Source organism: Saccharothrix lopnurensis (assembly GCF_042658445.1).
GTDB lineage: Bacteria > Actinomycetota > Actinomycetes > Mycobacteriales > Pseudonocardiaceae > Actinosynnema > Actinosynnema lopnurensis.
The window spans coordinates 1-26,818 of record NZ_JBHSQO010000065.1; the positions used below are offsets into that span (position 1 = coordinate 1).

Annotated in this window: 28 protein-coding genes and 1 pseudogene; 13 read left to right on the forward strand and 16 right to left on the reverse strand. The window is 74.4% G+C overall.

From position 1 onward, the window contains the following. The coding region (locus ACFP3R_RS34845; protein WP_380642762.1) for an ATP-binding protein at positions 1–1,987 on the forward strand (1,987 nt) is incomplete at its 5' end. Between the two features lie 4 nt (positions 1,988–1,991). Here ACFP3R_RS34845 and ACFP3R_RS34850 read toward each other — a convergent pair. Then, on the reverse strand, positions 1,992–2,309 hold the full coding sequence (locus ACFP3R_RS34850) for an STAS domain-containing protein (protein WP_380642764.1): 318 nt from the start codon (positions 2,307–2,309) through the stop codon (positions 1,992–1,994). A gap of 147 nt (positions 2,310–2,456) precedes the next feature. Here ACFP3R_RS34850 and ACFP3R_RS34855 point away from each other — a divergent pair, with 147 nt between their 5' ends. Further along, positions 2,457–2,843: an ATP-binding protein gene (locus ACFP3R_RS34855; RefSeq protein WP_380642766.1), complete on the forward strand. Its 387-nt coding sequence runs from the start codon at positions 2,457–2,459 to the stop codon at positions 2,841–2,843. 250 nt (positions 2,844–3,093) lie between these two features. On the opposite strand, the gene ACFP3R_RS34860 is transcribed toward ACFP3R_RS34855, so the two are convergent. Beyond that, the gene (locus ACFP3R_RS34860; RefSeq protein WP_380642768.1) at positions 3,094–3,291 is read right to left on the reverse strand and encodes an antitoxin; all 198 of its coding nucleotides are present in this window, start codon (positions 3,289–3,291) and stop codon (positions 3,094–3,096) included. A 267-nt stretch (positions 3,292–3,558) separates the two neighbouring features. Between ACFP3R_RS34860 and ACFP3R_RS34865 the strand changes: the two genes are divergently transcribed. Further along, on the forward strand, positions 3,559–6,396 hold the full coding sequence (locus ACFP3R_RS34865; RefSeq protein ID WP_380642770.1) for an AfsR/SARP family transcriptional regulator: 2,838 nt from the start codon (positions 3,559–3,561) through the stop codon (positions 6,394–6,396). A gap of 149 nt (positions 6,397–6,545) precedes the next feature. Here ACFP3R_RS34865 and ACFP3R_RS34870 read toward each other — a convergent pair whose 3' ends face one another. The 4 genes from ACFP3R_RS34870 to ACFP3R_RS34885 form a co-directional block, all read right to left on the reverse strand. Then, positions 6,546–6,905: an STAS domain-containing protein gene (locus ACFP3R_RS34870; protein WP_380642772.1), complete on the reverse strand. Its 360-nt coding sequence runs from the start codon at positions 6,903–6,905 to the stop codon at positions 6,546–6,548. Next, positions 6,902–8,014: a cobalamin B12-binding domain-containing protein gene (locus ACFP3R_RS34875; RefSeq protein ID WP_380642774.1), complete on the reverse strand. Its 1,113-nt coding sequence runs from the start codon at positions 8,012–8,014 to the stop codon at positions 6,902–6,904. The genes ACFP3R_RS34870 and ACFP3R_RS34875 overlap by 4 nt, the downstream gene beginning before the upstream one ends. Next, on the reverse strand, positions 8,011–9,666 hold the full coding sequence (locus ACFP3R_RS34880; RefSeq protein ID WP_380642776.1) for a SpoIIE family protein phosphatase: 1,656 nt from the start codon (positions 9,664–9,666) through the stop codon (positions 8,011–8,013). The genes ACFP3R_RS34875 and ACFP3R_RS34880 overlap by 4 nt, the downstream gene beginning before the upstream one ends. A 200-nt stretch (positions 9,667–9,866) precedes the next feature. After that, positions 9,867–10,160 (reverse strand): DUF3040 domain-containing protein, encoded by a 294-nt coding sequence (locus tag ACFP3R_RS34885; RefSeq protein WP_380642778.1) that lies wholly within the window; start codon positions 10,158–10,160, stop codon positions 9,867–9,869. Positions 10,161–10,281: 121 nt separating this feature from the next. On the opposite strand from ACFP3R_RS34885, the gene ACFP3R_RS34890 reads away from it, so the two are divergent. Continuing rightward, positions 10,282–10,425 (forward strand): hypothetical protein, encoded by a 144-nt coding sequence (locus tag ACFP3R_RS34890; protein WP_380642780.1) that lies wholly within the window; start codon positions 10,282–10,284, stop codon positions 10,423–10,425. A 44-nt stretch (positions 10,426–10,469) separates the two neighbouring features. On the opposite strand, the gene ACFP3R_RS34895 is transcribed toward ACFP3R_RS34890, so the two are convergent. After that, complete coding sequence (locus ACFP3R_RS34895) at positions 10,470–11,696, reverse strand: right-handed parallel beta-helix repeat-containing protein (protein ID WP_380642782.1); 1,227 nt, start codon at positions 11,694–11,696, stop codon at positions 10,470–10,472. A 211-nt stretch (positions 11,697–11,907) separates the two neighbouring features. On the opposite strand from ACFP3R_RS34895, the gene ACFP3R_RS34900 reads away from it, so the two are divergent. After that, entirely contained in the window at positions 11,908–13,050 is a 1,143-nt protein-coding gene (locus ACFP3R_RS34900) for an L-talarate/galactarate dehydratase (RefSeq protein WP_380642784.1), read from the forward strand. Positions 13,051–13,142: 92 nt separating this feature from the next. On the opposite strand, the gene ACFP3R_RS34905 is transcribed toward ACFP3R_RS34900, so the two are convergent. After that, entirely contained in the window at positions 13,143–14,585 is a 1,443-nt protein-coding gene (locus tag ACFP3R_RS34905) for a serine hydrolase domain-containing protein (protein WP_380642786.1), read from the reverse strand. A gap of 84 nt (positions 14,586–14,669) precedes the next feature. On the opposite strand from ACFP3R_RS34905, the gene ACFP3R_RS34910 reads away from it, so the two are divergent. Both ACFP3R_RS34910 and ACFP3R_RS34915 read left to right on the forward strand, forming a co-directional pair. Continuing rightward, positions 14,670–15,773: a sensor histidine kinase gene (locus tag ACFP3R_RS34910; RefSeq protein ID WP_380642788.1), complete on the forward strand. Its 1,104-nt coding sequence runs from the start codon at positions 14,670–14,672 to the stop codon at positions 15,771–15,773. Continuing rightward, entirely contained in the window at positions 15,770–16,420 is a 651-nt protein-coding gene (locus tag ACFP3R_RS34915) for a response regulator (RefSeq protein ID WP_380642789.1), read from the forward strand. Before ACFP3R_RS34910 ends, ACFP3R_RS34915 begins: the two co-directional genes overlap by 4 nt. A 22-nt stretch (positions 16,421–16,442) precedes the next feature. On the opposite strand, the gene ACFP3R_RS34920 is transcribed toward ACFP3R_RS34915, so the two are convergent. Continuing rightward, positions 16,443–16,649 carry a DUF2795 domain-containing protein gene (locus ACFP3R_RS34920; protein ID WP_380642791.1) on the reverse strand — a complete coding sequence of 69 codons (207 nt, stop codon included), beginning with the start codon at positions 16,647–16,649 and terminating at the stop codon, positions 16,443–16,445. Positions 16,650–16,899: 250 nt separating this feature from the next. Here ACFP3R_RS34920 and ACFP3R_RS34925 point away from each other — a divergent pair, with 250 nt between their 5' ends. Beyond that, positions 16,900–17,331: a YkvA family protein gene (locus tag ACFP3R_RS34925; RefSeq protein ID WP_380642793.1), complete on the forward strand. Its 432-nt coding sequence runs from the start codon at positions 16,900–16,902 to the stop codon at positions 17,329–17,331. Positions 17,332–17,391: 60 nt separating this feature from the next. On the opposite strand, the gene ACFP3R_RS34930 is transcribed toward ACFP3R_RS34925, so the two are convergent. Then, positions 17,392–18,567, reverse strand: coding sequence for a zinc-dependent alcohol dehydrogenase (locus ACFP3R_RS34930; RefSeq protein ID WP_380642795.1), 1,176 nt, complete (start codon positions 18,565–18,567; stop codon positions 17,392–17,394). Continuing rightward, the gene (locus ACFP3R_RS34935) at positions 18,564–19,520 is read right to left on the reverse strand and encodes an SRPBCC family protein (RefSeq protein ID WP_380642797.1); all 957 of its coding nucleotides are present in this window, start codon (positions 19,518–19,520) and stop codon (positions 18,564–18,566) included. The genes ACFP3R_RS34930 and ACFP3R_RS34935 overlap by 4 nt, the downstream gene beginning before the upstream one ends. A gap of 345 nt (positions 19,521–19,865) precedes the next feature. On the opposite strand from ACFP3R_RS34935, the gene ACFP3R_RS34940 reads away from it, so the two are divergent. Next, positions 19,866–20,798, forward strand: coding sequence for a quinone oxidoreductase family protein (locus tag ACFP3R_RS34940; protein ID WP_380642799.1), 933 nt, complete (start codon positions 19,866–19,868; stop codon positions 20,796–20,798). A gap of 71 nt (positions 20,799–20,869) precedes the next feature. Here ACFP3R_RS34940 and ACFP3R_RS34945 read toward each other — a convergent pair whose 3' ends face one another. After that, complete coding sequence (locus ACFP3R_RS34945; protein ID WP_380642801.1) at positions 20,870–21,247, reverse strand: STAS domain-containing protein; 378 nt, start codon at positions 21,245–21,247, stop codon at positions 20,870–20,872. A gap of 350 nt (positions 21,248–21,597) precedes the next feature. On the opposite strand from ACFP3R_RS34945, the gene ACFP3R_RS34950 reads away from it, so the two are divergent. Continuing rightward, positions 21,598–21,954, forward strand: a complete 357-nt coding sequence (locus ACFP3R_RS34950) for a histone-like nucleoid-structuring protein Lsr2 (RefSeq protein WP_380642803.1) — start codon at positions 21,598–21,600, stop codon at positions 21,952–21,954. A 123-nt stretch (positions 21,955–22,077) separates the two neighbouring features. On the opposite strand, the gene ACFP3R_RS34955 is transcribed toward ACFP3R_RS34950, so the two are convergent. The 3 genes and pseudogenes from ACFP3R_RS34955 to ACFP3R_RS34965 all read right to left on the reverse strand — a co-directional run. Beyond that, positions 22,078–22,251 (reverse strand): hypothetical protein, encoded by a 174-nt coding sequence (locus tag ACFP3R_RS34955; RefSeq protein WP_380642805.1) that lies wholly within the window; start codon positions 22,249–22,251, stop codon positions 22,078–22,080. Between the two features lie 110 nt (positions 22,252–22,361). Next, entirely contained in the window at positions 22,362–22,721 is a 360-nt protein-coding gene (locus ACFP3R_RS34960) for an MBL fold metallo-hydrolase (RefSeq protein ID WP_380642807.1), read from the reverse strand. Positions 22,722–22,833: 112 nt separating this feature from the next. Continuing rightward, positions 22,834–23,187: pseudogene (locus tag ACFP3R_RS34965) on the reverse strand (MBL fold metallo-hydrolase); the annotation flags it as partial. Positions 23,188–23,212: 25 nt separating this feature from the next. Here ACFP3R_RS34965 and ACFP3R_RS34970 point away from each other — a divergent pair. After that, on the forward strand, positions 23,213–23,731 hold the full coding sequence (locus tag ACFP3R_RS34970) for a hypothetical protein (protein ID WP_380642809.1): 519 nt from the start codon (positions 23,213–23,215) through the stop codon (positions 23,729–23,731). Positions 23,732–24,121: 390 nt separating this feature from the next. Here ACFP3R_RS34970 and ACFP3R_RS34975 read toward each other — a convergent pair whose 3' ends face one another. After that, positions 24,122–25,306 carry an MFS transporter gene (locus ACFP3R_RS34975; RefSeq protein ID WP_380642811.1) on the reverse strand — a complete coding sequence of 395 codons (1,185 nt, stop codon included), beginning with the start codon at positions 25,304–25,306 and terminating at the stop codon, positions 24,122–24,124. A gap of 88 nt (positions 25,307–25,394) precedes the next feature. On the opposite strand from ACFP3R_RS34975, the gene ACFP3R_RS34980 reads away from it, so the two are divergent. Both ACFP3R_RS34980 and ACFP3R_RS34985 read left to right on the forward strand, forming a co-directional pair. Beyond that, a complete protein-coding gene (locus ACFP3R_RS34980) occupies positions 25,395–26,096 on the forward strand; it encodes an ArsR/SmtB family transcription factor (RefSeq protein WP_380642813.1) in 702 nt (233 codons plus the stop codon). A gap of 319 nt (positions 26,097–26,415) precedes the next feature. Then, complete coding sequence (locus ACFP3R_RS34985; protein ID WP_380642815.1) at positions 26,416–26,784, forward strand: hypothetical protein; 369 nt, start codon at positions 26,416–26,418, stop codon at positions 26,782–26,784. Positions 26,785–26,818: the final 34 nt, after the last annotated feature.

Genomic DNA, 26,818 nt, shown 5'->3' on the forward strand with positions numbered 1-26,818 from the left:
CGGCACCTGGAAGCGCCTCACCGAGAACGTCAACGAACTCGCCGGCAACCTCACCCGCCAGGTCCGCGCCATCGCCGTGGTGGCCACCGCGGTGACCGCGGGCGACCTGACCCGGCAGATCACCGTGGACGCCTCCGGCGAGGTCGCGGACCTCAAGGACAACATCAACCGGATGATCAGCAACCTGAAGGCGTCCACCCGCGCCAACCAGGAGCAGGACTGGCTCAAGACCAACCTGGCCCGGCTGTCCGGCCAGATGCAGGGACACCGGGACCTCAGGGCGATGGCGTCGCTGGTGATGAGCGAGCTGACCCCGCTGGTCTCCGCCCAGCACGGCGCGTTCTTCCTGGTCGACGGCGAGTCCGAGGTGCTGGAGCTGACCGCCTCCTACGGCTGGTCGCCCCGCGACGGGCGGCCCACCCGGTTCAAGCGCGCCGAGGGCCTCATCGGCCAGGTCGCGGTGGAGAAGAAGACGGTGCTCGTCACCGACGTGCCGGCCGGGTACCTGGAGGTCACCTCGGGCCTGGGCGCGGCGCCGCCCTCGAACCTGGTGATCCTGCCGATCGTGTTCCAGGGCGAGACGCTGGGCGTGATCGAGCTGGGCTCGTTCGGCGAGTTCACCGAGGTCCACCTGGACCTGCTGGACCAGCTGAAGGAGAACATCGGCGTCAACGTGAACACCATGCTCGCCAACGCCCGGACCGACAGCCTGCTGGTCGAGTCGCAGCGGCTGACCGAGGAGCTGCGGGCGGGCTCGGTGGAGCTGGAGGCGCGGGCGCGGCAGCTGTCGTCGGCCTCGAAGTACAAGTCGGAGTTCATGGCGAACATGAGCCACGAGCTGCGCACCCCGCTCAACAGCCTGCTCATCCTGGCGAAGCTGCTGGCCGACAACCTCGACGGCAACCTCAACCCCAAGCAGGTCGAGTTCGCCAGGACCATCCACTCCTCCGGCACCGACCTGCTCCAGCTGATCGACGACATCCTGGACCTGACCAAGGTCGAGGCCGGGCACATGCAGGTGCAGACCGACTCGGTGCGGGTGTCGGACCTGGTGGCCTACGTCGAGGCGCTGACCCTGCCGCTGGCGGCGGAGAAGGGCCTGGACTTCGGGGTCGTGGTCGACGCGGACGTGACGCCCACCCTGCACACCGACGAGCACCGGGTCCAGCAGATCCTGCGCAACCTGCTGTCCAACGCGGTGAAGTTCACCCACGACGGCGGCATCCGACTCCGCATCCGGGTGATCGACGGCTCGGTGGCGTTCGACGTGCAGGACACCGGCATCGGCATCCCGGCCGAGAAGCTGTCGGTCATCTTCGAGGCGTTCCAGCAGGCCGACGGCACCACCAGCCGCAAGTACGGCGGCACGGGCCTCGGCCTGTCCATCAGCCGGGAGCTGTCGGCCCTGCTCGACGGGCGGCTGGACGTGCGCTCGGAACCGGGCGTCGGCTCGACGTTCACCCTGTACCTGCCGCTGGGCGAGCAGGGCCTGGTGCCGCCGGTCGTGGTCGAGCCGGAGGAGCTGCCGGAGCTGCTCGCGCCCGCCGAGCCCACCACCGAGTCCGTGGTGGCGCCGGAGGAGCTGCCCCCGCCGCCGATGCGGTTCCACGGGGAGAAGGTGCTCATCGTCGACGACGACCTGCGCAACGTGTTCGCGCTGACCTCCGTGCTGGAGCTGCACGGGCTCAACGTGATCTACGCGGACAACGGGATCACCGGGGTCCGGGCGCTGGAGCAGTACGACGACGTGGCGCTGGTGCTGATGGACATCATGATGCCGGAGCTGGACGGCAACGCGACCATGGCGGCGATCCGGGCCATGTCCCGGTACGCCGACCTGCCGGTGATCGCCGTGACCGCGAAGGCGATGAAGGGCGACCGGGAGAAGTCGCTGGCCTCGGGGGCCACGGACTACGTGACCAAGCCCGTGGACACCGACCACCTGCTGCGGCTGATCGCCTTCTACCTCGGCCTGGAGCAGGACTGACCGGCTACCGACCGACCGTCGCCGAGTCCACCGAGTCGTGGATGTGCATGACCTCGGTCAACTCCGTCAACCGGAACAACTTGTGCACCGACGCCTGGAGGCAGGCCATCCGGAACTCCCCGCCCACGCCCTCCAGGCGCCGGTGCCAGTCCAGCATCAGCGACAGCCCGGTGGTGTCCATGAACGGCACCCCGCTCAGGTCGACCACGACCCGGTCGCTCGAACTCTCCTCCAGGAGGTCGGAGAGCACGGGGACGGTGTCCGCGTCCAGTTCGCCCGACACCGCGAGGACAGTCCAGCCGCCCCGCACCTCACTGCGCACCCGCAACTCCATGGGGCCCGAGCCTAGCCACCCGAGGAACCGAACGCCGACACCGAACCCCCGGCACGCCGCTTTCGGCACGACCAGTCGGTGACGCGGTCGGGGGATGTGCGACGATGCGGTGACAGCCGATCAACGGGAGCGGATGTGCGCAACGAGCCAGCGGCGCCGGTGGCCATGACGCTGCCCGCCACAGCGGGTTCGTCGGCACGCGCACGGGAAGCGGTGGCGGAAGCCGCGTCGGCGTGGGGCCTCTCCGAGGACGTGGCCGACGACGCCGCCCTGGTGGTGACCGAACTGGTGTCCAACGCCGTGGACCACGCCGAGGGCCCGATCGGCCTGACCGTCTCCAGGACGGACGCCGGACTGCGCATCGAGGTCACCGATACCTCCTCCACCCCACCCCAGCAGAGACCGATCCAGGTCGACTCGGCCCGGGGCCGGGGCCTGATCATCGTGGCCGCCCTCAGCTCCGACTGGGGCACCGACCACAACGACAACGGCAAGGTCGTCTGGGCCGAACTACCGGACTAGCACAACACCCCGGAACACCCATGCCGCTCGTGTTCTCCCGTATGGCCTGGGCGCAGCCCTACCACACTTGTCAAGGGTCCCGCACGCCTTTCGCGGGACCCTTGACAAGTGTGGTTGCCTCAGGCAGGCCGTACGGGAGAACACGAGCAGCCCGCAGTTCTCCCCCGGCGGCCTGCCCAGCGGCGAGCGCCGCTCTTATCTCTCCGCCCGTGAACCGATCACCGGTGAACCACCGCCCCCACAGCAGCGGTCACTTCTGCCCGAACCGGTCCAGCCCTTCCTTGGCCTTGTCCGTGCCCTGCCGGATGTGCTCGGAGTGCTGCCCACCGGTCCGCTCGTCGGCGGCCTGACCAGCCTTGTCGATACCCTGGTCGACCTTGTCGCCGTGCTGGCCCAGGGCGTCCTTGGCCTTGTCCTTCAGCTCGTCGAACTTGTCACCGATGCCCATAACCGCCAGACCTCCTCCGCACGTGTCCCTCGTGGACACTCATGGGAGGGGGTTACCCGGTGCGCGCGATGGCACTCAACTGTGACGCGAACCGCTCCCCAGGTCCCCCGATCGAGCGAGGACCACCGGCGGTTGTGGGAGGCTTGAGGAGGCGACCCGCTCCCCCAGGTCAACGGGTCGCCTCGATGGACAACTATCCGCTATCGATCTTGCGTTCCGTTTGAGCGATGCTGGAATGCCCTGGTCAACCCGGTTACCGGAGGTGGGATGGCGGTCGGGATCGGCCTGCTCGGAGAGGTGACGGCCCAGGTGGGCGGGCGGGCGGTGGACCTGGGCCCGGCGAGACAGCGGTGCGTGCTGGCCGCGCTGGCGGTCGACGTGAACCAGGTGGTACCGGCCGAACGGCTGGTGGAACGGGTGTGGGGCGTCGACCCGCCCAGGCGGGCGCAGGCAACCCTGTCCAGCTACATCTCCCGCCTACGCCAGGCACTGGCCCACAGCACCAGCCCCACCACCTCCACCCTGATCCACCGCTCCGGCGGCTACGCCCTCCTGGTCGAACGAACCGCCGTGGACCTGCACCGCTTCCACCACCTGAGAACCCGAGCCGCCGCCTCCACCGGCGACGACGCCGGCGTGGAACAGCTGCTGACCACGGCCCTGGGCCTGTGGCGGGGCGAAGCCCTCACCGGCGTGGACAGCGCGTGGGCCACCGCCGAGCGCGACCGGGTGCACCAGGAGCGGTTCGGCGCCGAGCTGGACCTGATCGACTGCCGGCTCCGCCGGGGCCAGGGCGAGCAACTGGTGGCCGAGCTGTCGCGGCTGGCCGTGGAGCACCCGCTGGACGAGCGGGTCGCCGGCCAGTACGTGCTCGCCCTCTACCGCGGCCGCCGGGCCGCCGACGCGCTGGAGCACTACCAGCGGTTCCGCACCCGCCTGGTCTCCGAGCTGGGCACCGACCCCGGCACCCAGCTCCGCGACCTGCACCGGCGCATCCTCAACTCCGACCCGTCCCTGCTCACCCCACCCACCCACCAGCCACCGACCCACACCCCACCCACCGCCGACAAAGCGGTGACACCGCGGCAACTGCCCGCCCCGCCCACCTCCTTCGTCGGCAGGCACGACGAGCTGACGCGGCTGGACACGGCGCTGGAGGGCGCCACCCGCACCGCCCGGACCATGGTGATCTCGGCGATCGCCGGATCGGGCGGCATGGGCAAGACCTGGCTGGCCCTGCACTGGGCCCACCGCTACGCCGACCGGTTCCCCGACGGTCAGCTGTTCGTGGACCTGCGCGGGTTCAGCCCGGACCGGGAGCCGATGAACCCGGCGGTGGCCGTGCGCGGGTTCCTCGACGCGCTGGGCGTCGAGCCCGGCCGCGTGCCGGTCGCGCCGCACGCCCAGGCCGCGCTGTTCCGCTCGCTCATCGCCGACAAGCGGATGCTGCTGGTGCTGGACAACGCCGTCGACACCGCCCAGGTCGTGCCGCTGCTGCCGGGCACGGACTCGTGCCTGGTGCTGGTCACCAGCCGCAACCAGCTCAGCGGCCTGATCTCCGCGCACGGCGCGGCGCACCTCATGCTGGACGTGCTGCCCGACGCCGAGGCGCGGGCCCTGCTGTCCGCCCGCCTGGGCCGCGCCAGGGTGGCCGCCGAGCAGCGGGCGGTGGACGAGCTGATCGGGCTGTGCGGCGGCCTGCCGCTGGCGCTGAGCGTGATCGCGGCCCGCGCGAGCATGCGCTCCGACGTGCCGTTGAGCGCTCTCGCCGCCGAGCTGCGCGACCTCGGTCTCCAGGCGCTCGACGAGGACCCCGCCGCCGGCATCTCCACCGTCCTGTCGTGGTCGCACCGAGCGCTGACCCGACCGCAGGCGACCGCGTTCGCGCTGCTCGGCATCGCGCCGGGCGCGGACACCGGCCTGCACGCCGCCGCCGACCTCATCGGCCTGTCCCCCGCCGCCACCCGGGCGGTGCTGCGCGAACTGGAGCAGGCGTCGCTGGTCGCCCGGGACGTGCGCGGCCGGTACCGGATGCACGACCTGGTCCGCCGCTACGCCGCCGACGCCGCCCGCCGCGACCTCCCCGAGGCCGACCGGGACGCCGCGCTGCGCCACGTGGTCGACCACTACGTGCAGACCGCGCACACCGGCCACCGCCTGCTCGACCCGCACGGCACCCCGGTCCAGGTCGACCCGCCCGTGCCCGGCTGCCACCCGGTGCCGCTGGCCGACGACCCGGCCGCGATGGAGTGGTTCCAGGCCGAGCACGCCTGCCTGCTGGCCGCGCAGCACGCCGCCGCCGCGATCGGCTGGTGGCCGCCGGTGTGGCGGCTGGCGCTGGTCCTGACGTCGTTCCACGTCCGCCGGGGCCACCTCAACGACAACCTCAGGCTGTGGCAGGAGGCCCTGACCGCCGCCGACCACGCGGCCGACCACGCCACGCGGGTGCTCGTCCACCGCAACCTCGGCTGGGCCTACGCCAAGCTCACCAGGCACGACGAGGCCATGGAGCACCTGGACCGGGCCATCGCCCTGGCCGAGGAGAGCGGCGACAGCTTCCTGCTCGCGCACACCCACATCGCGCTGGCGTGGGCGTGGGAGCTGGACGACGAGTGGCAGCGGGCGCTGGAGCAGACGCTCAAGGCGCTGGACGTCCTGCGCACCATGGACGGCGGTTACTCGCGCGAGGCGGTCGCGCTGAACATGGCGGGCTGGTACACGGCCAAGCTGGAGGCGTACGACCGGGCGCGGGACTACTGCGAGCAGGCCCTCGCCCTGCACCGGCGGCACGGGGACCGCAACGGCATCGCGGCCACCCTCGACAGCCTGGCCTACATCGAGCACCGCACCGGCCGGCCCGCGGAGGCGCTGGCGATGTACCAGGAGGCGCTGGGCATCTTCCGCGACCTGGAGCACACCTACGGCGCGGTCGAGTCGCTGGAGGGCATGGGCTACCCCCTCTCGGTGCTGGGCAGGCCGGAGGAGGCGCGGGCCGCGTGGCAGGAGGCCGTCGACATGTACCGGGCCCAGCAACGGCCCCACCTCGCCGCGCGCGTCGAGGCGCAACTGGTCGAGCTGGAGCGCCGGCTCCAGGGGACCACCTGAGCACCGGCCCCGCCGACACAGCACCGGCCCGCCGACACCGGGCCGCCCATCGTCACCCGGGCAGCGGCGCGTGCCGCGCTGACGGCGCCTGGTTCCGCACCACCCTCACCGGGTGGCACGGGAACCCGGGCCGAGCCCGCGCTACGCCGTCAGTGGTCGAGCCGCTCCTTGCGCTCCTGCCTGGCGGCACGCGTCAGGTGGTCGTAGGTGCGGGTGCGCCGCAGCAGCCGGTCCAGCGAGGGCGGCCGGTTGTCCAGGTGCAGCTCGGCCCCCACCGCGGTGGTCGCGCGCAGCACCGTGAGCAGCGCCCCCAACCCGGAGGAGTCGCAGAACCCGAGGTCGGTGAGGTCGAGGTGCAGGTGCCGGACGGGGTGCGCGGCGAGCAGCTCGGCCACCGCGGCGGGCAGCCGGTCACCGCTGTCGTAGGTGATGTCCCCGGAGATCGCGACGTGGGCGGTGCCGCCGTCGACTGCGGTCGTGGTGCAGGTCAGGGCGCGCGGTGGGTTCATGTGGCTGTTCCGGGGTCGGCGTCGTGGGGCTGGGCGTGGTGGTCCCCGGTACCGGAGACCCCGGTGCCGAGGACCTGGAGCAGGTCGGTGCGGGCGGCGGTGATCAGGCCCCTGGCGCGCGGGAAGTCGCGCAGCTCGGCGGCCAGCAGGTCCAGCGCGGGCACCAGGAACGCGGCGGGCACGCCCCGCGCCCGCAGGACGCCCGCGGTCCAGGTGATGAACCCGGTGAACATGCCGCGGTCGTCGGTGTAGAGCGCGGTGGCCAGGAAGTCGACGATGTGGGCCAGGTCCTCGGCGGTGTGCCTGCGCTGCGCCTCGGTGTAGTCGCGCATCACCGGCAGCAGGTCCTCCAGGCCGGTGTAGAGGGCCTTGACCAGCAGCCTGCTGGTGCGCGACACCATCGTGTACTCCTGGTCGCCCAGGTGCGGCAGGTCGTCGATCGGCTGGTGGCCGTTGCGCGGGAGGGGCAGGGGTCCCGCGGCGAGGTGGTCGGCGGCGGTGCGGGCGTCGGGCGCCCAGAGGTCGGCGCCCAGCAGGCGGGCGTAGCGGCCGTCGGTGCCGAAGGCGCTGCCGCCGACCAGCACGGGCACGCCGGCGGCCTGGCAGGCGGTGATGGTGGCGTGCGCGACCGGCAGCCTCGTGGCGAGCGAGCCGGACAGCGCCGCGGCGTCCGGGCCCGTCCGGTGCAGGTGGGTGATCAGGTGCGGCGTGGGCACCTGCGCGCCCAGGTAGTCGACGCGGAAGCCGCGCAGCCGGAGCACCTCGGCCAATAGCCGGGCGGGCAGGGCGTGCCACTCGCCGTCCACGCAGGCCACGGCGATCCGCCCGAGGTGCGGTTCGAGGCGCGGCAGGGCCCGGGTCAGGGCCGCGATGACGCGCTCGTTGATCGCGGTCGCCGCGTGCTCCTCGGCCACGGTGAGCCGGTTGGCGGCCCACTCCGCGCCGACCCGGCGCTGCACCGGGGCGATGACGTCCAGCAGCAGCACCTCGGCGGCCACGCCACGGGCGAACGCCTCCAGGACGGCGTCGGTCGCGGTGTGCTCGTCGCCGGCGCGCACCGCCGACCACAGCAGTCCCGCGCAGTCGTCCGCCGTGTCGGTGGTGGTCACGCCGTGTACCGGCCGGGTCCGTGCCCGTCGACCGCGGTCAGGTGCCTGCCCCGGGGCGCGGTGATCGCCAGCACCGCGATGTCGTCGTGCTCGCCGGTGCCGACCCAGTGCGAGGCGAGCATGTGCACGTGCTCGACGATGGCGTCGGCGGGCATCCCCGCGCAGTCCACCAGCGCGTCCCGCAGGCGCTGCTCGCCGAACATCTCGTCGCCCATCGGACCCCCGAGCGCCTCGGTGATCCCGTCGGTGTAGAGCAGGCACGTCTCGCCGGGGGCGAGCAGGACGTCCGCCGTGGTGGAGGTGATCTCGGGCAACACCCCCACCAGGGTGCCCGACGTGGCCACCTCCTGCACCTCGCCGTTGGTCCGCAGCACCAGCGGCGGCAGGTGCCCGCCGCTGGTCAGGCGCAGCCGCACGTGCGCGCCGACCCGCCGGACGGAGGCCAGCACCAGGGTCACGAAGCGGCTGTTGTGCGAGGTCAGCAGGGCGTTGTTGAGCAGGCCGAGCACCCGCTGGTGGTCGTCGGCCAGGGGCAGCAGGGCGTGCAGGGTGGTGCGCACCTTGCCGGTGAGCACCGCCGCGGCCAGGCCCTTGCCGCACACGTCGCCGAGCACCGCCAGGGCCTCGCCCTCCTCGGTGTCCGCGTTCGCCGCCGGGTGGACGTCGTAGAAGTCCCCGCCGATCCGCTCGGCGTCCACCGACGCCCGGTACCGGCCCGCGTACTCGACCCCGTCGACCTGGCGCAGCACCGGGGGCAGCAGGTCGCCCACCAGCGCCTCGGTGATCGCGCCCTGCTGGGCGAACATCCGCGCCGCCGAGATCGCCGCGCCCGCGCGGGCCGCGAACAGCCGCGCGAACGCCTCTTCGTCCTCGGTGAACCGCGCCCGGCCCGCGCCGCGCAGCAGCACCAGGGCCCCGGCGGGCACGCCGTGCCCGGGCAGCGGGGTCACCACGATCGAGGCCACCTCGCCGAAGCCGCCCGGCAGCAGCCAGGTCGGCGCCGACAACGGGTCGAGCCAGCGCGAGGGCACCGGGGGGAAGCCCTGGAGCGCCTCGCCCAGGCCCGGGACGTCGTAGGGGTCGAAGGACAGCACCGAGTGCGCGGAGGTCTCGTCGCGCACGCAGTGCGTCACGGGGTACTCGCCCGACCTGCCGGGCGCGATGACCACTGCGGCGTCGGCCAGGTGGTCGGCGGCCAGCCGGGCGGTGACCTCCATGCAGCGCTCCGGGTGCAGCGAGGTCGACAGGGCGGAGGACATCCGCCCCAGCAGCTCCGCGCGCTCCCGCTCCACCCGCAGCTGCTCGCGGGCCAGGCGCACGTCGGTGTCCTCGACCAGCCACCACACCACCGCGCCGCGGTCACCGCTGATCGGGTGCGCCTCGAAGCTCCGCAGGGCGACCGGGCCCCGCACCGGTTCGCCGCCGCGGTTCGCCCGCGTGGTGAACTCGTGGTGGGCGCGCGCCAACCAGGGGGCGCAGCTCTTGTCGAGCCGGTCGCCGACCACGGCTCGCGGGAACAACAGCCTCGCGGCGTCGTTCAACCCCCGGACGGCGCCGTCGGCGTCCGCCACCAGGGCCGGAAAAGGCGCGTTGGACCAGCCCGTGTCGTCGCCGACGACGGACTGCTGGACTACGCGACCACTGTTCTGCACAATTGTTCGGGCACCCGTGCCGGGGCCCTTCACCTCGTCAATCGCCACCGGTCGAGATAGGTGCCAGTCCTGCGGCGGACCGCAACACCGACTCGGTTAACACCCCAGGGTGCCAGACCGAGCCCGATCATACGACCCCCAGGGCTGGTGAATCCACCATCACCCCAGGTCACCGGCCCGACACGGGGAAGCCGAAGTGGTCAGCGACCCGCCACCCGGCGCAGCAGCTCGTCGTGCCGGCAGGCCGCCGTGTGCAGGCACGCGCCCGCCATGAGCAGCAGGAAGCCGGGCAGCAGCAGCGGGAGGGCGACCACCACGCCGGCGACCAGGCAGACCGCGCCGAGCAGGTCCACGACCAGCCGGGCGCAGCGGCGGCGCACGGCCCGGCGCGCCGCAGGCCGACCCGACAGGAGCGCGACCAGCCCGGGGTCGGTGTGCTCGAACCAGCGCCGGATCTTCCTGAGCTGCCGCCGCTCGTACGGGGTGAGGTCCACAGCGCCGTCACCGACCTTCGCCCGAGTTCCGTGCCGGCGCCGGTTCCCGGCCACCCACCGGCAGGTTCCCCCGGCGCGGGGAACCATTCCGCGCATCACCCGACCGGTACCCCGCAGAGCCGTGCCACACCCCGTTGCCCGCCGGGCGTTCCTCCGCGCCTCCGCCCCGGGCCGGGGCGGGGCCACGTTCCCCGACGAGGTGTGGGCGGCGGCCGACGTGGACGCGGTGGCGCGGACCGCCCGGCGGGCTTCCTGCGCGCGGTGACGGGGCGGGTGCGGCCCGGGAGCCCGGGTCGCACCCGCCCCCGGTCAGATCCGCGCCCCGAGGTTCGGGTGGTTCTTCGGCACCAGGAAGTTCGACGAGCGGATGTCGCCGTTCGCGTCGCGCGCGCCGGTGAGGGTGGAGGCGCTGGTGCTCGACAGGTCGGCGTCCTTCCAGCTCGACTTGACGTCCCAGGAGTTGCCCGAACCGGTGGAGGACCCCAGCGACACGGGCGTCGCGTTGTTCACCGCCAGGTTGCCGGTCAGCCGGGAGGTGGAGCGGTCGACCGTGAAGCCGGTCCTGGCGTTCTTCCACGCGGTGTTGCGGGTCAGGGTCATGGCGCCCGGGTTGCCGTTGTCGGTGTAGCCGTGCGCGGCGTTGCCGTAGGCGATCGTGTTGGTCAGGGTGTGGGCGGCGGCGGGGGCCGGGTTTCCGCCGCCCAGCTTGAAGCCGTTGCCGTCGCCGGAGAAGTCCGGCAGGTTCCAGCGGTTGTAGCCGTTGCCGTACGCGACGCTGTTCTCGACGCGGATGGGCGAGGTGAACAGCCAGGCGTCGAAACCGTCGTCGACGTTGTTCCACAGCCGGGCGCCGCGCACCACGTTGCCGGTGCCGGAGCCCTCCTTGACCGCCAGGCCGTCGGCGCTCTCGCCGTTCTTGCGCGGGTCGCGGTTGCCGTGGCTGTCCAGGTTGAGGATCAGGTTGTCGCTGGACGCGCCCTGGAGCTGGAACCCGCTCTCGTAGTTGTCGCGGGTGACCAGGCGTTCGAACACGTTGTTGTTGCAGCCGGCGCAGTACCAGGCGTACGGGCCGCGGGTGATCTCCAGGCCCGAGACGTGCCACCACGACGCCTCCTGGTGGAACACGCCCCGCTCGGCGCGCGGGATGCTGCCGCCCACCGGGGTGTGGGAGGCGGGCAGGTTCTCACCGTCCACGACCACGCGCTCACCGGGGTAGTTGGCCAGTCGGATGGGCCGGCCCGGCTCGCCGCTCTTGAGGATCTGGACGTTGGTCGTCACGGCGTGGGTGCCGCCGCGCAGCAGGATCGAGGTCCCCGGCTGCGCCAGGTCCACCGCTCTCTGGATGGACCTCAGTGGCCGGTCGACGGTGCCGGGGTTGTCGTCGCTGCCGTTCGTGGCCACCACGAGGGTGGTCGGGTCGGCGGCTCGGGCGAGCGGCGCGGCGCCGGCCACCACCACGAGGCCGGGCAGGAGGGCGGTCAGCGCGACGCGCCACCCCCGGTGGTGGGACGACCTGCGCTTGTCGGGTTGCGGCACGGCGACTCTCCCATCGGGCGCACCCGGGCGCGGGGCGGCGCTCCGGGTCGCGGTGTTCACGGGGCTGAACCAGGACGCGCGGAATCGTTGGCAGCACTGTTGGTAAGCGTTTTCCACATTGGTCTGGGACGTTACGATCGGGGTTGACGGGTGTCAATACGACGAATGCCGCCGGAATTCACGTACGTGATTTCCGCAGAGGAGGAGCCCGATGCCCCACGCCGTCGCCCACGACCGGGTCGAGTCCGTCGCGCTGTCCTCGGTGACCCTGCCCCTGCCGACCGGCATCAGCGACGCCAAGGTGTTCACCGGCAGGCAGCGGCCCATGACCGAGGTCGCGCTCCTGTTCGCCGAGATCCGCACCGAGGCCGGGCTGGAGGGCGTCGGCTTCAGCTACGCCAAGCGCGCCGGCGGGCCCGCGCAGTTCGCCCACGCCCGCGAGGTCGCGCCCGACCTGGTCGGCGAGGACCCCAACGACATCGGCAGGCTGTGGACCAAGCTGGTGTGGGCCGGGGCCTCGGTGGGCCGCAGCGGCGCCGCCACCCAGGCGCTGGCCGCGTTCGACGTGGCGCTGTGGGACCTCAAGGCCAAGCGCGCGGGCCTGCCGCTGGCCAAGCTGCTCGGCGCGCACCGCGACTCGGTCCGCTGCTACGACACCTCCGGCGGGTTCCTGCACGAGTCGATCGGGCAGGTCAAGGACAACGCGACCCGCACGCTGGCCTCCGGCGTCGGCGGCGTCAAGATCAAGGTGGGCCTGCCCGACCCGGCCGAGGACCTGCGCCGCGTGGCCGCCGTCCGCGCGCACCTCGGCGACGGCGTGCCGCTGATGGTCGACGCCAACCAGCAGTGGGACCGCCCCACCGCCCTGCGGGTGGGCCGCGCCCTGGAGGAGTTCGACCTGGTCTGGATCGAGGAGCCGCTCGACGCCCACGACACGCGGGGGCACGCCGAGCTGACCCGCGCCCTGACCACCGCCGTCGCCTCCGGCGAGATGCTCACCAGCGTCGCCGAGCACTACGAGCTGATCCGCGCCGGGGCCGTCGACGTGCTCCAGCCCGACGCGCCCCGGGTCGGCGGCATCACCCAGTTCCTCCGGCTCGCCGCGCTGGCCGACCACCACCACCTCCAGCTCGCGCCGCACTTCGCCATGGAGATCCACGTCCACCTCGCCGCCGCCTACCCCCGTGAGCCCTGGGTCGAGCACTTCGACTGGCTGCACCCCCTGTTCGACGAGCGCCTGGAGATCAGCGGCGGCCGGATGCACCTGTCCGACCGGCCGGGCCTGGGCATCACCCTCAGCGGGCAGGCCCGCGCCTGGACCGCGGAGACCGCCGTGGTCGACTCGCCGCGCTGAGGTCGGCCCGGCGGGGGTCGACCCCGCTGGAGTTGCCCGGCGGGGCTCGGTCCCGCCGAGGTCGGTCCCGCTGAGGTCGGCCCGGCTGGGCCTCACCCCGCCGCCGGCCGGCCACCGGTCCCCCGGGCCAGCGCGGCACCCCGGGCGGTGAGCACGGCGACGCCGCCCGCCGCCGTCACCAGCAGGGCGAGCACGAACGCCGGGAACAGGTAGGCGACCTGGAGCCAGGCCACGTCACGGCCCCGGTAGAGGAAGCCCACGACCCGGTGCAGCGTCACCGCGAGCACCAGCGGCAGCAGCAGGAGCAGCAGGCGGGCGGCGGTCCACCGGGGCCGGCGGGCGGCCCAGCGCCGCGCGCGCAGCACACCCCGGACCGCCAGGCCCGCGGCGCCGGCGGCGAGCCCGAGCAGCACCGCGTCGACGATCGGGCCGGGGTCGCCCGACGACGGCGGCTGCCTGCCCTCCACCAGCGCGACGAGCCGCGCGCCGAGCTCCCGCGCCGCGCCCGCCGCCGCGTTGGCCGTGACCGCGATGCCGTGGCCGGACCCCGGCAGCAGCGCCTGGTAGGCGGTCGAGGTGAACAGGTCGCCACCGTGCTCGACCAGGGGCGCGCCGGAGTCCGTGACGCCGACGGACCAGCCCAGGGCGTAGGAGTCGGACACCCCGGACGGGGTGTGCGTCGCGGCGATGGACTCCGGGGTGGCGATCGAGGCTCCCCCGGGCCCCCGGCCCCCGTTGTTCTGGGCGATCAGCCAGGCGGCCAGGTCGTGGGCGGTGCTGAGCACGCCGCCGGAGCCGTTGCCGAAGGCCGGTGGCTCGGGCGCCGCGACGGGCACGCCGAGCACCCGCACGTGGCCCCGGGCGGTCGGCGGCAGGTCGCGGTCGGTGTTCACGGTGCGGCTGTCGCGCATCCCGAGCGGCGCGAAGACCCCGCGCCGCAGCTGCTCGTCGAACGGCAGGCCGGCGACGACCTCGACCAGGCGCGCGGCCAGCTGGGAGTTGGGGTTGTGGTACTCCCAGCGGGTGCCGGGGTCGGCGGCCAGGGTGGAGCCGCGCATCGCCGCCACGGCCTCCCGGAGGGTGCGCACCCCCGGTCCGGTGAACGAGCGGTGGGTGGTGTCCGAGAGGCCCGAGGTCTGGTCGAGCAGCTGGCGCACGGTGATGTCGGCGGCGCGCGGGTCGGCCATCTCGAACTCCGGCAGGTGGGCGCGCACCGGGTCGTCGAGCCGGAGCCGGCCGCGCTCCGCGAGCTGCACCACGGCCAGCGCGGTGAAGGACTTGCTGACCGACGCCACCGCCATGGGGGTGTGCGCCGAGATCGGTTCGCCGTCGGGGGTGTGGCCGTACCCGGCGGCTTGCACGACGGTGTCGCCGCGGGTCACCGCGACGGCGGCGCCCGGCAGGCCGGTCCGCTCCCGGTGCTCCTCCACCACGGCGGTGACGGCGGCGGCGTCGACGGCGGGTGGGTCGACGACGGGTGGTGCGACGGGGGCGGCGGTGGCGAGGACCGCGGCGGAGAGGATCACGCTGAGCACCCGAGGAGCCTGGCCCGGCCGGGGTCCCCGGACATCGGACCGCGGTCCGAGTTCCGCCCGCGCCGGCCCGGCTACGGTGGCGGCATGGCACTCGGGCCCGGGGCGCGCCGGGCGGTCGACGTGGTGGCCGCCGGCGTGGTCGTGCTGTGGGCGGTCCTCCGGTCTCCGGAGCCGGACGCGCTCGCCTGGGCGGTGGCCGCGGCGCTCGGCGGTCCGCTCGCGGTGCGCGGGCGGTGGCCGGTCGCCGTGCTGGTCGGCGTGGCCCTGGCCGGGGCGGTGGCCGTCGTGACCGGTCTCGGGCAGGAGGTCGTGGCCTTGGCCCTCGCGTGGGCGCTGTACCCGCCGGCGCTGGTCTCGGCCCGGTCCGGGGCGGTGGGCGCGCTGGGGGCGCTGGTCGCGGTGGCCGCGCCGGGCGTCGCGGTGGCGGTCGTGCCCGGCCTGCCGCTGGTGCCGGGGCCCGAGGGGGCCGAGTCGTTCGACACCACCCCGGTGCCCGCCCTCCTCTACAGCGCGGTGGTGATCGCCGGGTCCTGGGCGGCGGCCGCGGTGGTCCGGGACCGCCGGCGGCGGGCCGCCGAGCTGGCCGCGGCGCGGACCGCGCGGGCGCTGGCCGAGGAGCGGCTGCGCATCGCCCGGGACATCCACGACGTGGTCGGGCACAACCTCAGCCTGATCGCCATGAAGGCCGCGGTCGCCAACCACCTGGCGGAGCACCGGCCCGGCGAGCGGGAGGCGGCGCTGCGGACGATCGAGCAGGTCAGCCGCTCCGCGCTGGCCGACGTGCGGACCGTGCTCGGCGCGCTGCGCGACCCGCCGGCCGACCACGGGCTGGAGCGGCTGGTCGAGCAGGCGCGCTCGGCCGGGGTGACCGTCACCGCCCGGCACGCCGACCTGTCCGGGCTGCCGACCTCGGTGCGGGTCTCGGCCCACCGCATCGCGCAGGAGGCGTTGACCAACGTGCGCCGCCACAGCCGACCGCCGCGCTGCCGGCTCACCACCGCCGTCGAGGACGACCGGCTGGTGATCTCCGTGGTCGACGAGGGCACGGCGCGGCCCGGCCCGCCGGGGCACGGCCTGCTGGGCATGAGGGAGCGCGTCGACCTGCACGGCGGCGCGCTGCACGCGGGCGCCGCGCCGGGCGGCGGGTTCGAGGTGCGCGCCACCCTGCCGCTGGGCGGTGCGCCGTGACGGGCCCGATCCGGGTGCTGCTGGCCGACGACGAGCCGCTGTACCGGGCCACCGTGCGGGCGCTGCTCGACGCGGAGCCCGGGGTGGAGGTGGTGGCCGAGGCGGGCACCGGCCGGGAGGCGTGCGCGCTGGCCAGGCGGGTGCCGGTCGACGTGGCCGTGCTCGACGTGCGGATGCCCGACCTGGACGGCATCGCCGCCACCCGGCACCTGACCGCGCTCCCCCGCGCGCCGAAAGTGCTCGTCCTGACCACGTTCGACCTGGACGAGGCCGTGTACGGGACGCTGCGCGCGGGCGCGGCCGGCTTCCTGCTCAAGGACGTGCCGCCGGCCCGGCTGCTCGACGCGGTCCGGACCGTCGCCGCCGGCGAGGCGCTGCTCGCGCCCAGCGTGACGCGCAGGCTCATCGCGGACTTCGTCCGCGCGCCGCGGTCACCCCGCCGCGAGCTGGACGGGGTGACCGCGCGGGAGCGGGAGGTGCTCGCGCTCATCACCCGGGGCCTGTCGAACACCGAGATCGAGCAGCACCTGCACCTGAGCCGCCACACGGTGAAGACCCACATCGGGCACCTGATGGCGAAGCTGGCCGCCCGCGACCGGGCGCAGCTGGTGATCGCCGGCTACGAGGCCGGGCTCGCCGGGGCGTGAAAGGCCCTCCCGGGTCCCCTGGTCAGTCGCGCCGCTCGTCGATCGCGACGGACCCGAGGACCTGGTCGAAGGAGTCGTAGACGCCCTCCGGCAGGGAGCGCACCGCGTACACGGTGTCCTCGTCGGCGTTGTTGCGGGAGGCGTGGTCGGCCAACTGCTCCTTCGCCGCCGGGTAGGCCACGTCCGACAGGGCGGTGCGCAGCCGGTCCACGGTGGTCGTGTCGCTCATCGTTCCCCATTCCTCTGCTGGTGCAACTGGCCTCCGACTACCCGGGGGGACGACCTCGAAACAGCCGCCCGGCCGATGCCCGGACGCGGCCGGCACCGGTGGCCGGCGTCGTGCGGCGGGGGTCGTCGGCCCCGGTGCCGGCCCGTGCCCCGGTTCGCGCCGGGTGGTGGAGAATCCAGGCGGCCGGTCCGCGGCCGGCGGGGACGGTCGAGTCCGAGGAGGACGCCCTGAGCACCGGAGGAACCCGATCATGACCGGCTCGTCGTGGTGGGACCTGGCGCTCGGGGTCGCGGCCGGGCTGCTGCTGAGCTGGCTCGCGCTGATCGCGGCGCTGGCCGTGCTGCGGCCGCGCGGTGGGCTGCTGCGCGAGGCGCTGCGGTTGCTGCCCGACGTGGTGCGCCTGCTGCGCGGGCTCGCCACCGACCGGGACCTGCCGCGCGGTGTCCGCGTCCGGCTGGTGCTGCTGCTGGCCTACCTGGCGCTGCCGATCGACCTGGTCCCCGACTTCATCCCGGTCCTGGGCCAGGCCGACGACGCCGTGGTGGTCGTCGTCGTGCTGCGGGGCGTCGTGCGCCGCGCGGGTCTCGGCGCGGTGCGCGCGCACTGGCCCGGCACCGAGGACGGCTTCGCCGCGGTGGTCCGGCTCGCCGGGCTCGACCGGCGGCGGGACGGGCGGACGTGATCGGACCGTCCACACAGGACTGCGTGCGTGGTGGCCGGTACCGGCCACCACGCACGCGGGTCACGGCGTGAGGACGACCTTCTCGCAGTTGTCCTGCTTCTGCTTGAAGAGCTCGTACCCGCGCGGCGCCTCGGTCAGCGGCATCCGGTGGGTGATGATCCGGGTCGGGTCGAACTCACCGCGTTCGACGCGCTCCAGCAGCGGCCGCAGGTAGCGGTGGGCGTGGGTCTGCCCGGTGCGCAGCGTCAGCGATCGGTTCATCCACGCGCCGGCCGGGAACTTGTCCAGCATCCCGCCGTACACGCCGATGACGGACACGACCCCGCCGCTGCGGCAGGACAGGATCGCCTGGCGCAGCGCGTGCGGGCGCTCCGTCTCGGACCGGACGGCCTGCTTGACCCGGTCGTAGGCGGCGATGTGCGGGCTGCCGTGGGTGGCCTCCAGGCCCACCGCGTCGATGCACTTCTCCGGGCCGCGCCCGCCGGTCAGCTCCAGCAGCCGGGAGCGGACGTCCACCTCGTCGAAGTTGATCGTGGTGTGCCCGGCCTCCTCCGCCATCCGCAGCCGGTAGGGCTCCTTGTCGATGACGACGACCTGCGCCGCGCCGAGCACCCGGGCGCTGTCGGCGGCGAACTGCCCCACCGGGCCCGCGCCCCACACGGCCACCACGTCGCTGGGCTGGATGTCGCACATCTCCGCGCCCATGTAGCCGGTGGGCAGGATGTCGGACAGGAACAGCACCTGCTCGTCGGTCAGGTCGGACTCGATCTTCAGCGGCCCGACGTCGGCGAACGGCACCCGCACGTACTCGGCCTGCCCGCCGGCGTAGCCGCCCGTCAGGTGGGAGTAGCCGAAGATGCCCGCGACCGGGTGGCCGAACATCTTCTCCGCGATGCCCGCGTTCGGGTTGCTGTTCTCGCAGCACGAGTACAGCTCGGCCGCGCAGGCGCCGCACCCGCCGCAGGCGATGGGGAACGGCACCACGACGCGGTCGCCCACGCGCAGCTCGGCCGCGTCGACGCCGGGGCCGACCTCGACCACCTCGCCCATGAACTCGTGGCCCAGGATGTCGCCGTCCTGCATGGTCGGCACGTAGCCGTCGACCAGGTGCAGGTCGGAGCCGCAGATCGCGGTGGAGGTGACGCGGACGATCGCGTCGCGGCGGTTGAGGATGCTCGGGTCGGGCACCTCGCGCACCTCGACGCTGTTGCGCCCCGCCCAGGTGACGGCCTTCACGCCTGTGCTCCCTTCGCCAACTCTTCGGGGGACAGCGGCTGCGCGGGCCGCTGCGGGAACTCCTCGCGGGCGCGCTTGCCCCACGGCGCGCCGTCGGACCGGACCACCTCGCCGGTCTCCAGGACCTGCTTGAGCCGGCGCAGGTCGTCGTCCACCTGCTGGTGCGGCTCCTCGCCGAAGTACCGGGCGACGGCCTTGCCGATCTTCCCGCCGGGGATCTCGTAGGCCATGACCACGTGCACCTCGGTGCTCTCGCCGTCCGGCGCGGGCACGAACCACACCTTGCCGGTGTTGGGCACGTCCGCGTCGCCGGTCGAGGTCCACCCGATACGCACGCCGGGTTCCTCGTCGGTGATCTCCGCGTCCCACTCGACGGTCCGCCCGAACGGCGCGGTCGCCCGCCAGCGGCTGGTCTTCTCGCCGGTGACGCGCACCTCCTCCAGGTGCCCCATGAACGAGGGCAGGTTCTCCAGGTCGCGCCAGAACGAGTACACCTCCTCCACCGGTCGCCTCACGGTCGTCGTGGCGGTCAGCTCCACGGTTCCTCCTCTTCCTGTCGCACGGGTGGCCTGGACGGCGGTGAGCACGTCGAGCGCCGTGATGCCGAGGACCACGCCCGTGACGCCCACGAGGCGGCCGCGCCGCTGCCCGCGGCGGTTGCCCAGCGCCACGACCAGGCTGGTGAGGTCCATCGCGTCACCCGCGACGCGCGTCCAGGACCACGGCCCGACGCGGCGGCCGGCGAGCAGCCCGGCGGCGTGCACGAGTTCCCGGGCGCCCACCAGGGGCACCACCGCCCGGGTGGTGGCGGAGTCGTCGACCCCGCTCAGCCTGCGCACCGCGTGCGGTGCCGCGACCTGCGCCACGCCCAGTCCCAGGCTGACCAGGCCGAGCACCCGCCCGCGCCGCCGCACCCGGCCGGGTTCCTCCCGCTTCGCCGTTCTCAACGCCATCCCCTGCCTCCACTGTGGATTCGGTCCCGGTTCCCGTCCACACCGCCCGGCCTGCCGGAATTCGGGCAGGGGGCGACCCGGGGTTGGTCGGCGCCCGTGTTCGGAGGCCGACGTCCGCACGTTCCAGCCGCTGGACGAGGTGCCGTGGACCGGCACTCCCGCACGGGGTGCCACGAGCCGGGGCGGCCAAACCCGCGGGCCACGACCGGTCCGGCTGCGGGACGCGTCGGCCGCCGCGTCGGACCCCGGGGGGCGCGTCCGGTGGGCCCGGTCTCCTCGGCGGTTGGGCGCGCGCGGCCCGGCGATACCGGGTAGGCAGGGAGGAACGACGTGAGGAGGCCACCGATGGCACGGGCAGTGGGCGTCACCGAGCGGGGCGGACCGGAGGTGCTGACCGTCGTCGACCGCGAGGTGCGGGAGCCGGGCGAGGGCGAGGTGCGGATCGCGGTGCGGGCCGCGGCGGTCAACCCGACCGACATCGGGTTGCGGGAGATGGGCGTGCCGGACCTGCCGCCGCCGTGGGTGCCCGGCATGGACGCGGCCGGGACGGTGGAGAGCGTCGGGCCCGGGGTCCGGCGGCTGCGGGTCGGCGACGAGGTGATGGCCGCGGTCTCGCCCCGCCGCCCCGAGGGCGGGGCGCAGGCGGAACTGCTGGTCGTGCCGGAGGCATCGGTGGTGCGGGTCCCGGACGGCGCCTCACCGGCGGAGGCGGCGACGCTGCCGATGAACGGGCTCACCGCCGTGCTCGGCCTGGACGTGCTCGGGCTGTCGCCGGGTGACGTGCTGGCGGTGACCGGCGGCGCCGGGTTGCTGGCCTCCTACGTGATCCCGCTGGCCAAGAAGGCGGGCCTGGTCGTGGTCGCGGACGCCAAGCCCGAGGACGAACCCCTGGTCCTCGGGTTCGGCGCGGACCACGTGGTGCCGCGTGGTGACGGGTTCGCCGACGCGGTGCGCGAGCGCTTCCCCGGGGGCGTGGACGGGGTCTACGACACGGCGTTGCTGCACGAGCGGGTGTTCGGCGCGCTCAAGGACGGCGGCGGCGTGGTCGTGGTGCGCGGCTGGCGGCCCGAGGGCACCGAGCGCGGGATCACCGTCCACCGGGTGATGGTCGTCGAGGTCCTGGAGCGCACGGATTGGTTGGAGGAGGTGCGCGACCTGGCGTCGGCGGGCGGGTTGCGACTGCGCGTGGCAGGTGAATATCCGCCTGAGGAGGCGGCCGAGGCGTACCGGGTGATGGACGCGGGCGGACTGCGCGGGCGGGTCGTGATCCGCTTCTAGGCGGGCGGACCCCGGACCGGGGTGCGGGGGCGGTGCGACCGGGCCGGCGCCCTGGTCGCGCCGCCCCGCCGTCAGCCCCGCCCGGCCAGCGCGGCGTCGACCGAGTGGACCAGGCGGACGACCGAGTCGAGGCCGGTCATCACCAGCAGGGTGGTGACCAGGTGCCTGGCGGGCGCCACGACCACCAGCTCCACCCCGCTCCGCGCGGCCCGCTCGTGCGCGTGCAGCAGGGCGGTCATCCCCACCGAGGCGAAGTACTCGACCTCGCCCAGGTCCGCCACGACCAGCGACGCGCCCGCGCGCGTGGCCGTGCCGAGCCCCTCGGCGAACGCCCAGTCCAGTCGCTCGACCGCCGCCTGGTCCACCTCACCGCCGATCGCCAGCAGGACCGCCCGGCCCTCGTCGATCGGCTCCACCGCGGTCCGCAGGCCGGACCCCACCGCCGTCATCGCCACCTCACGCCCTCTCCTCCGAAGACGCCACGACAGGGCGAACTTACCCGTTGGGTGCGCGGATCACGCCCGAACAGGTGACCCGGCTGGCGCGGGGACACGAATGGCCCAGCCTTTCGAGGGCGGTGCGGCGCCGGTCCGATCGGCGGGTTACCGGAACCGGCCCACCGGGCGCGGCGCCCTCCCTCCCGTGGAAAACAGCAGGCCATCCGGATATTCACCCCGGACAGCACGCCGTGAATGCGCAAGGCCGAAGCGATATGAACAGATTTCGTTTTCAATTGTGCCGATCCAGCGATCACAAACGGGCTACCCTGAGCGCGAGAAGATGCGGTGGGAGGTGCCGAATGGCGCGACAGGTGTTGGTCCGGTTGGTTGACGACCTCGACGGGAGTTCGACCGGCGACGTCGAGACGGTCTTGTTCGGTTTGGACGGGGTGTCTTATGAAATCGACCTCTCCGCCGGGAACGCGCGCCGCCTGCACGAGGCGTTGGCGCTGTTCATCGCCCACGCGGACAAGGTCGGCAAGCGCTCGGGACGGGTCACGGCGGCGGCGCGGCGCACGCCGAGGCGGCCGAGCGCCACGTCCAGGGCCATCCGGGAATGGGCCCGGCGCAACGGTCACGACCTGGCGGACCGGGGTCGCCTGCCCGCGCACGTCGTCGAGGAGTTCCGCGAGGCGCACGAATCCCGGGACGGGTGAACCGGGCGCCCCGACCGACCGCGACCTTTCGAGCACCGGTTTTCCCGGTCACCTCGAATGAATCGCCCCGGATGGCGGGGCTCGGCGTTGCGCATTCCGGGCCGCCCGGATCGACGCGGTGAATCAGCCGACCGTCCGCGCGCACTGCGACCACCACTGCTCCAGCACGCCGACGCCGGGCCACTGCGGTTCGTCCTCGTCGGGCGTGCGCGGCGGTCGCGGCGCCCGGCCCCCTGTCGCGGCTTCCTCGGACAGGTAGCGCGAGGCGAGTTCGTCGAAGATCGGAGTTGCGGTCACGGGCCGATCGTCGTCCACCCGACCCCTGAGTGCCGGTGCCCGACATCCGAATTGCGGAGATGCGGCGCATAAACCACCCATCCAGGTGGATTAGAGGTGCCGAAAGTGGGTCAGCGGTTCAGGGCCCGGTCGACGAGGGTGACGAGGGGCGCGCGGACCAGCTCGCCGTGCCCCGGGGCGAGGGTGTCGGCGGGCAGGTCGCGCAGGCTCGCGACGGCCGCGGTGACACCGGCCTCGGACTCGTTGAACACCGACGGGAGCCGCTGGGCGCCGGTGCCCAGGCGGGACAGCGGGTGGCCGGTGACCAGGGTGTCGCCGCTGAACAGCACACCGGCGGCCGGCATGAGGTAGGCGGTGTGGCCGCGGGTGTGACCCGGGGTCGGCACGGCGACGAGGCCGCCCGGCACGTCCAGCGGCACGTGCGGCTCGACCGCGGTGACCTCGTCCAGCGACATCTTGAGGTGGGGCACGACCGCGCGCGGTCGCGGCGACCCACCGCAGCCCGGCCGGCCGCGCGCACTGGCGCGGCACCCGGGCGGGCGTGATCTGCTCCAGGTACTCGCGGCGGGCGTGGCGGGCCTCCTCGGCGCCGGTCAGGACCGGGGTGCCGAACCGGCGGGTCATGGTGGGGACGCCGCCCATGTGGTCGAGGTGGGCGTGCGTGAGCAGGATCGCCACCACGTCCTCGGGTCGGTGGCCGATCGCGGCGATGGACGCCGGCAGCGCGGCCGAGTCGTTGAGGTAGCCGGCGTCGACGAGCGTGAGCGCCGAGCCGTCGCTGATCAGCGCCCAGTTCACGTTGGTGCCGGTGACCAGGCGCACCTGGTCGTCGACCCGGGTCAGCTCCACGGCGAGGCTCCTCGTGTTCGGCGGGCGGGAGCCGGGCCGGCCTGGGCGCGGTGGCGATCCACTCCCCGACCTGGTATTTGTGAGCATCTCTCACTTGGGACAGGGGGTCGTCGTGGCGAGCAGGACGGACGTGGAGGCCGGTGCGCGCGAGTGGTTCGCCGGGCCGGCGCCCACCGCGGTCGCGGTCCGCGACGAGCGCGGCCGGTCCCACGAGGTCGCCGGGAGCGATCGGCTGCGCGAGATCGAGCGGCGGGCCCGGCTGATCGCGGTCAGCGCCGGCCTGGCCCGCGCCGTCGCGGCTCTGGTGGCGGACCGCGCGGTGCGGGTGCACCAGGTCCGGGTCGACCCGCGCGCGGCGGGCGACGAGCAGGTCATGGCGCTGCGCGTCACCCTGGTCGGTGGGGCGGAGGCGGACGTGCCGGTGTGGCCGGGCGTGCCGCGGCTGCACGCCTACCCGGCGGGGGACCGCGTCGAGATCGCCGGGGAACCGCTGGTGGTGGTCGAACTGCCCGGCGCGGCGCGCGAGGCGGACGGTTGGGTGCCCGCGGCCGCGTTCGCGGAGGCCCTGCGCGACCACGTGGCCGAGGCGACCGCCGCCACCCCGTCGCCGGTGGTCGCGGCGATGGCCTGACCGCACCAGCGCGGACCGCAGGCACCTCGACGGAGTGCGGCGGGCGGGCGCCGAGCGCGGCGACTTCCACCTGCTCGACCACGAGGGCCTGTACTGCGCGGGCGGCGAGCAGTACTACCGCGAGGAGGAGCCGGCCGCCGGGCGCTGCCCCGAGCACGGCGCCCCGCCGGAGCCGGTGCGCGAGCGGACTGGTTCTTCCGGCTCTCCCGGTAGACCGACCGGCTGCCGGAGCTGCTGGAGTCGGGCCGGCTCTGGGTCCGTTCCTGCCGCACGGGAGCGCCCGGTTGCGGGCGCGGCTCGGCGAGGGTGGCACCGCGGCACCGCCGGCGCCGGTGTTTCCCGCGCCTGGCGCCGTGACGGCCGTCAGGCCGGGCTCGGCTCGCCTGACCGTCAGGCGGGGCTCGGCTCGCGGCTCCGCTCGGCCCGCCGGGTCAGCGCGGGGACGGCCGCCCCCGCGGCCAGGAACACGGCGGCGGCCAGCAGCCAGCCGCCCGCGTCGAGCGCGGTGAGCCCCACCGTGAAGAACGCCGGGCCGACCATCTGCACGGTCGCCGTGGCGGCCTCGGACACGCCCTGGTAGGCGCCGCGCGACTCCTCGCGCATCAGCGCCAGCGAGAGCCGCCAGCTCGCCACCACGTACCCCAGCTCGCCGGCCAGGTGCAGCAGGCCGGCGAGCACGACGACCACCACCCCGGCGGGCCGCCCGACCACCTCGGACGAGGCGAGCAGCACGCACGCCGCCGCCAGTGCCGCGCCGGACACCGCGGCGGTGCGCGCCGCGCGGGACGGGGTGGTCGCCAGGCGGGTCGCGGGCACCTGGAGCAGCGCGACGCCCACCGAGCTGACCACGACCAGCACCCCGCTCAGCGACAGCGGCAGCGACCGGGACGTCCACAGTGGAACCCCGGTGGACAGCATCGCCCAGCACAACGACAGCACGGCGGTCGCGCCCACCACGGCGAGGTAGGGGCGGTCGCGCAGCGGCGAGGCGGCCCGCCCGGTCGGCCGCCGCGGCACGGGGGCGCGCAGGGCGACCACCGTGAGCACGGCGAAGCTCACCGCGTTCGCGGCGATCGCCGCGTGGTAGGCGGTGGGGTCGTCCAGGGCGAGCACGAGCGCGCCGACGCCCGCGCCCGCCGCGTACCCGACGTGCTGGGCGACGCGTTGCCGGGCCAGGACGGCGACGCGCTCGCCGTCGTCGGCGACCAGGCCGGTGAGCAGCGCGGTCCGGGCCGCGTTGCCCCCGTTGGCCGGGGCCGCGAACAGCACGGTGACCAGGACGAAGGCCCAGGTCCCCTGGGCGAGGGGGTAGCAGGCCATGGCCAGGCCGCGCAGGGTCGTGGTGGCGGCCAGCACGCGGCGCGCGTCGAACCGGTCGGCCAGCGAACCCAGGGGCACCGCCGCGGCCAGGCCCACCCCGCCCGCCGCGGCCATCGCGATCCCGACCGCGACCGGCGGCAGGCCGGCGACGCGGGTGAAGTACAGCGCCCAGATCGTGAACCACAGGCCGTCGCCCGCCGCGGACGCGCCGCGCGCCCACATCAGCCGGCGCAGCCAGGTCTCCACCTCACCCACCACCCGCCACCTTTCATAGATTCCTGAAAGGTGACAGTAGGACTCGGTCATGCTTCACGTCCACCTGAAGGATGGTAGCGTGGCCGGTGTGGCGGGATGGGTCGATCCGGAGAACCGGGTGGTCGCCGCGGTCACCGCGCTGGCCGCCGAGCTGGCCGACCCCGTGCGGCTGACCGCGTTGCAGCTGCTGGCCGCCGAGGGCCCGCACACCTCCAGCCAGCTGGCCGACGCCATCGGCGTGACCGCGTCCCGGCTGGGCAACCACCTGGCCCGGTTGCGGGAGAAGGAACTCGTCACCGCCGAGCGCGCCGGGCGGCACTCGGTCTACCGGGCCGCGCCCGGCCTGGGCGAGGTGCTGGCGGCGCTGGCCCACTACGCGCGGGGCGCGGACGCGGTCGGCCCGCCCGACCGCCCGCCGTCCCCCGCCGACACCGCGCACACCTGCTACGACCACGCGGCGGGCCGGCTCGGCGTCACCGCGTTCGCGACCCTGGTCGAGCGCGGCGCGCTGCGCCCGCCGGACGGCAGCGGCGACGAGGTGGCGCTCGGGCCCGACCGGGACGCCCTCGCCGAACTCGGCGTGGACCCGGCCGCGCTCGCCCCGGGCCGCCGCAAGCTCGCGACCGCCTGCCTGGACCGCACCCACCGGCTGCCGCACCTGGGTGGTGTGCTGGGCAAGGCGGTGCTGGACGCGTTCCTCGCGCGCGGCCTCGTGGCCAGGGTGCCGGACAGCCGCGTCCTGACCGTCCTGGCGCCCGACGAGCTGGCCCGGCTGCTGCCGGGGTTCTGAGGCGACGCGGCCGGGCCCGGTCCGCTCCGGCCGGCCGTCCCGGGGCACCGGCAGCGCGGAGGAGCCCGCACCCCGTCCCGTGGTCGGGCGCGATGACGGCGCGGTGGGGCGGTGTTCGGTCCGGTGTCGACTTCGGACGGACGCCGGACCACGCCTCGAACCGGTGAAACCGGGCAGCGGACGAGTGACGCGTCCCCGACCGGCCCGGGGACGGCGGGCGGCGTGGGCCGGTGGGGCACCGTGATCACCCGATCGGGAAAGGGTCGCGATTGGAATGATGCTGGCGTCGTCGTCCAGCCGCACGGGAGCCGGTAGCCGCATGTCCACCATGACCTGCACGGTCAACACAGCCGTCGCGGAAGCTATGAACCGCTACGGCGCCGGCCTCGACCGCGCCCTACACGAGCGGGGGCTGCTGTGGGAGATCGACCACCGCGGCGTGCTGAGGGGAGCGGTGCCGCCGTCCTGCTCGACCGTGGAGGCGTTGGAGCGCCTCGTGCTCTGGGCCGCCGCGCTGAACCTGGTGCTGCTGCGCACCAACCCGTCGACGCCGAAGACCTACACCTACCGCGGCGTGGTCGACCACCGGGTGGTGGAGGTGTGGAACAGCGTGCTGCCGCGGGAGGACGGCTGGTTGTTCCGGGCGCTCACGGGGGCCCGGCCGGCGGACTCCCCGCTGGGCGCGTGAGCGCGCGGGGTCAGCCCGTCGCCCGCCTCACGCG

Coding starts and splice junctions, on each gene's coding strand:
- ACFP3R_RS34985 (WP_380642815.1), top strand. CDS start 26,416: ATGTCCACCATGACCTGCACGGTCAACACAGCCGTCGCGGAAGCTATG.
- ACFP3R_RS34945 (WP_380642801.1), bottom strand. CDS start 21,247: ATGACGGCGGTGGGGTCCGGCCTGCGGACCGCGGTGGAGCCGATCGAC.
- ACFP3R_RS34940 (WP_380642799.1), top strand. CDS start 19,866: ATGGCACGGGCAGTGGGCGTCACCGAGCGGGGCGGACCGGAGGTGCTG.
- ACFP3R_RS34865 (WP_380642770.1), top strand. CDS start 3,559: ATGGCGGTCGGGATCGGCCTGCTCGGAGAGGTGACGGCCCAGGTGGGC.
- ACFP3R_RS34950 (WP_380642803.1), top strand. CDS start 21,598: ATGGCGCGACAGGTGTTGGTCCGGTTGGTTGACGACCTCGACGGGAGT.
- ACFP3R_RS34925 (WP_380642793.1), top strand. CDS start 16,900: ATGACCGGCTCGTCGTGGTGGGACCTGGCGCTCGGGGTCGCGGCCGGG.
- ACFP3R_RS34900 (WP_380642784.1), top strand. CDS start 11,908: ATGCCCCACGCCGTCGCCCACGACCGGGTCGAGTCCGTCGCGCTGTCC.
- ACFP3R_RS34860 (WP_380642768.1), bottom strand. CDS start 3,291: ATGGGCATCGGTGACAAGTTCGACGAGCTGAAGGACAAGGCCAAGGAC.
- ACFP3R_RS34935 (WP_380642797.1), bottom strand. CDS start 19,520: ATGGCGTTGAGAACGGCGAAGCGGGAGGAACCCGGCCGGGTGCGGCGG.
- ACFP3R_RS34870 (WP_380642772.1), bottom strand. CDS start 6,905: ATGAACCCACCGCGCGCCCTGACCTGCACCACGACCGCAGTCGACGGC.
- ACFP3R_RS34910 (WP_380642788.1), top strand. CDS start 14,670: ATGGCACTCGGGCCCGGGGCGCGCCGGGCGGTCGACGTGGTGGCCGCC.
- ACFP3R_RS34920 (WP_380642791.1), bottom strand. CDS start 16,649: ATGAGCGACACGACCACCGTGGACCGGCTGCGCACCGCCCTGTCGGAC.